The sequence below is a fragment of the Candidatus Cloacimonadota bacterium genome (genome assembly GCA_011372345.1).
Lineage (GTDB): Bacteria > Cloacimonadota > Cloacimonadia > Cloacimonadales > TCS61 > DRTC01.
This window is the reverse complement of sequence record DRTC01000166.1, coordinates 1-3795: the sequence shown is the minus strand read 5'-3', so window position 1 is coordinate 3795 and position 3795 is coordinate 1. Positions and strand designations below refer to the sequence as shown.

The 3795-nt window shown below is 35.7% G+C and carries 1 protein-coding gene; it reads left to right on the top strand.

What is annotated here, in order from left to right; all coding sequences use genetic code 11:
- Positions 1-266 precede the first annotated feature (266 nt).
- A complete protein-coding gene (locus ENL20_03235; GenBank protein ID HHE37570.1) occupies positions 267-3599 on the top strand; it encodes a PAS domain S-box protein in 3333 nt (1110 codons plus the stop codon).
- The last annotated feature ends 196 nt before the right edge of the window (positions 3600-3795 follow it).

Sequence of the window (3795 nt, the reverse complement as noted above, 5' to 3'; positions counted from 1 at the left end):
GGTTAATGAAACAGGAAAAAGTATTAACCGTTTTAACGATTTCCGTTATGGACTCGGTCCCTGAAAGGAATATTTATTTGAGGAATATTCGAGAGATTTTAGATAATTCCACACCTTGAAAGGCGAGTAATTCATGAAGCACTATGAGATTTATCTCGTGGAGAAAAGAATTCAAATGAATAGCCCCTTGGGAAAAGGACTCAAAAATGATAATTGGGATTTAAATTTCTCTATTGATCATAATGATCCAATTTTAAGAAGGTAATATGAAAGATAAAAGCAAACAACTGTTAGATGATCTGATGAAAAAATTTATTCAACTCGAAAATACCGAAAAAGAACTGCAAGCCGCAAATCAACAGCTTGATGCAAGTAACCAGCAGTTAAAAGCAAGCGAACAGCAATTGAAAGCAGCTATACAGCAGCTTACTGCAAGCGAACAGCAATTGAGAGCAGCAAATCAACAGCTTGAAGCCAGTAATATTGAAATTAGGAAAAAGGAAACAGAAGCCGTTGCTGCCAAAGAATTTGCTGAAAATATTATTTCAACGCTTCGAGAGCCTTTGCTGATATTAGATGCAGATTTAAAAGTAATAACTGCTAATGAATCTTTCTACAAAACATTCCATGTCTCCAAAAAAGATACTCTCGGAAGTTTTGTCTTTGAATTGGGTAATAACCAATGGGATATCCCGGCTTTAAGGAAACTTCTTCTCGAAACACTTCCTGATAAATCTGAAATTGTTGATTTTGAAGTAGAACACTTTTTTGATGATATTGGACAGAAGACAATGCTGCTCAATTCCAGAGAGTTGAAACAGCAAGATGGAAATAAAAAAATGATTCTACTTGCTATAGAAGACATCACTGAACGCAAGATAGCCGAAAAAAAAGTGAGAGCAGCAAATCAACAGCTTGATGCAAGTAACCAGCAGTTAAGGGCAAGCGAACAGCAATTGAAAGCAGCTAATCAGCAACTTACAGCAAACAATCAGCAGTTAATTGCCAGCGAGAATGAGATCAAAAAATATGCTCATGATCTTGGTGAACGGAATAAAGAACTAAATTGTTTATATTCAATCTCAAAAATAGTTGAAATACCTGATATCTCACTTGATGAAATAGTACAGAGAATCGTTAATATAATTCCTTCAGCGTGGCAGTATCCCGAAAATATCTGTGCTAAAATCATCCTGTTGAAAAAGGAATTCAAGACAGAGAACTACAAGGAAAGCACATGGAAACTGAGTTCTGATATAATAGTGAAACGAAAAATCGCAGGAAAAATAGAAGTATGTTATTTGGAACAAATAACGGATAATGATGAAGGACCTTTTCTGAAAGCGGAAGAAATTCTACTGAATAGTATAACCGAGCGTTTGGGAAGGATTGTTGAGCGCAAGCTGGCGGAAGATAAAATTAAACACATCAATCGAGTGCTGCGTGCTATCCGTAATGTCAACCAGCTCATCACAAAAGAAAATGATCGTGATAAACTTATCAAAGGTGCTTGTGATAATCTTATTGAAACTCGTGGTTATTTTAATGCCTGGATTGCCTTATTGGATGGATCAGCTAAATATATTACAAGCGCGGAAAGCGGATTAGGTAAAGATTTTCTTCCTTTGCTCGAACTTCTGAAAAAAGGGAAACTAACAGCCTGCGGGAAAAAATCTTTAAAACAAAGAGGGATAGTTGTAACAGAGGTACTTTTCGAAACATGCGGGGATTGTCCGCTTGCAGATAAATATGCAGGCAGGGGGGCATTATCAATACGGCTGGAATTTGAAGGAAAAATATTCGGGATATTTTGTGTCTCAATTCCACTGCAATTCATAAAACAAAAAGAAGAACAATATTTATTTAACGAAGTAGCAACAGATATTGCTTTTGCATTGCACCGTCTTGAGGATGAAGAGAAACGAAAACAGGTTGAGAAATCGCTGCAGGAGAGTGAAGAAAGATTTAGGCAGATAGCTGATAATTCTCAAGAGTGGATATGGGAAGTAGATGCCAATGGCTTATACACTTATGCGAGTCCCATAGTAAAAAAGATTCTTGGTTATGAACCTGAAGAAATTGTTGGGAAAAAGCATTTTTATGATCTATTTTACCCGGAAGACAGAAAAAAAATGAAGGATGCAGCATTTGAAGTATTTGCCAAGAAACTTTCATTCCGTGAATTTTCGAATCGAAATATCAGTAAGACCGGTAAAGAAATTTGGCTTTTAACAAGCGGAGTACCTATGCTCGATGAGAAAGGAGAGCTCTTAGGATATAGAGGTGCAGATATAGACATCACCGAGCGCAAGAAAATAGAAGAAGAAATTAAAGAAAAATCTCTTGAATTAAAAAAACAATTTGAAAAAAGCGAAAAGCAGAGAATTGCCACTTTATCTGTTTTATCCGACCTTAATGAAACTACCAGGAATTTGAAAGCAGAAATTAAAGAACGCAAGCAGGCGGAGAAAATACAGGAAATATTATATAACATTTCCAAGGCAGTAAATACAACTGATAAAATGCCTGAGCTTTATAACAAGATAAAAGCATTCCTGGGTGAAATAATCGATACAACCAATTTCTTTGTTGCCTTATACAATGAAAATAAGGATACGATATCTCTACCTTATTTTATCGATGAGAAAGATGATCATGAAATATTTCCTGCCGGTAAATCCCTTACTAAATATGTAATTAAGAAAGGGAAACCTTTTTTGGGCACGAAAGATATAATATCAGATCTAACAGAAAAAGGAGTTGTCGAAGAAATTGGTTATCCTTCCCTAATCTGGCTCGGTGTTCCCCTGAAAGTTGAAAATAAAGTAATTGGTGTAATTGCAGTTCAAAGCTATGATGATCCAAATCTTTATGCAGAAAAAGATATTGAAATTCTCTCTTTTGTTTCTGATGAGATCGCTCTTGCAATTAATAAGAAAAGAACAGAAGAACAGATCAGGAAAGACCTGAAAGAAAAAACCATTCTGCTGCAGGAAGTTCATCATCGCGTGAAGAACAATATGCAGATCATATCCAGTCTCCTGAACATGCAATCCAAACTGATCGAGAATGAAAAGGTCAGGGAATTATTAGACAGCAGCAAACATCGGATCTATTCCATGTCTCTGGTTCATGAATATGTATATAAAACAGAAGATATGGCTAATATCGATTTTAATACATTTACTAAAAATCTGATCTTACGCTTAAGGTCTTATTATGTGAAAAATACAGAACAGGTTAAGATCATCAACGATATCAAAGTAGATTCTCTCGATCTAAATCTTTCCATTCCCTGCGGATTGATCATAAATGAACTGATCTCCAATTCCCTGAGACATGCTTTTCCCGGTGATCGAAAAGGTGAAATATATATTTTTTTTAATCGACTTGGGGATAAATATACTCTTATAATTAAAGATAATGGAATCGGCATTCCTGAAACAGCGGACTTTGAAAATATGACCGGTCTGGGCATGCAGTTGATAAAAATCCTGACTTCGCAGTTGAGGGGAACTGTCGAATTAAAACAAGATAAAGGAACAGAATTTGTCATTAAATTCAAGGAAATACAGTTAGGAACCTACGGGAGATTCTGAAAGAAATCAGGAATTCATCAAAGAAGTGTTATTAAATGAGTTTTATGAGTTCTGCATAACTGAGTGTTTTTCTGCAGAATTCAAAAAACATGTCTTTGCGAGTTTTTCTTCTTGCTGTTACAAACGAAGCAATCTCTTGCTTCACATTAAGTTAGAGGAGCAGATTGCTTCGGAAGAATTTCTTTGAATGAGACCT

What these genes read in the sequence shown, in the direction of transcription:
- ENL20_03235 (HHE37570.1), top strand. Translation starts at nt 267, where the DNA reads ATGAAAGATAAAAGCAAACAACTGTTAGATGATCTGATGAAAAAATTT.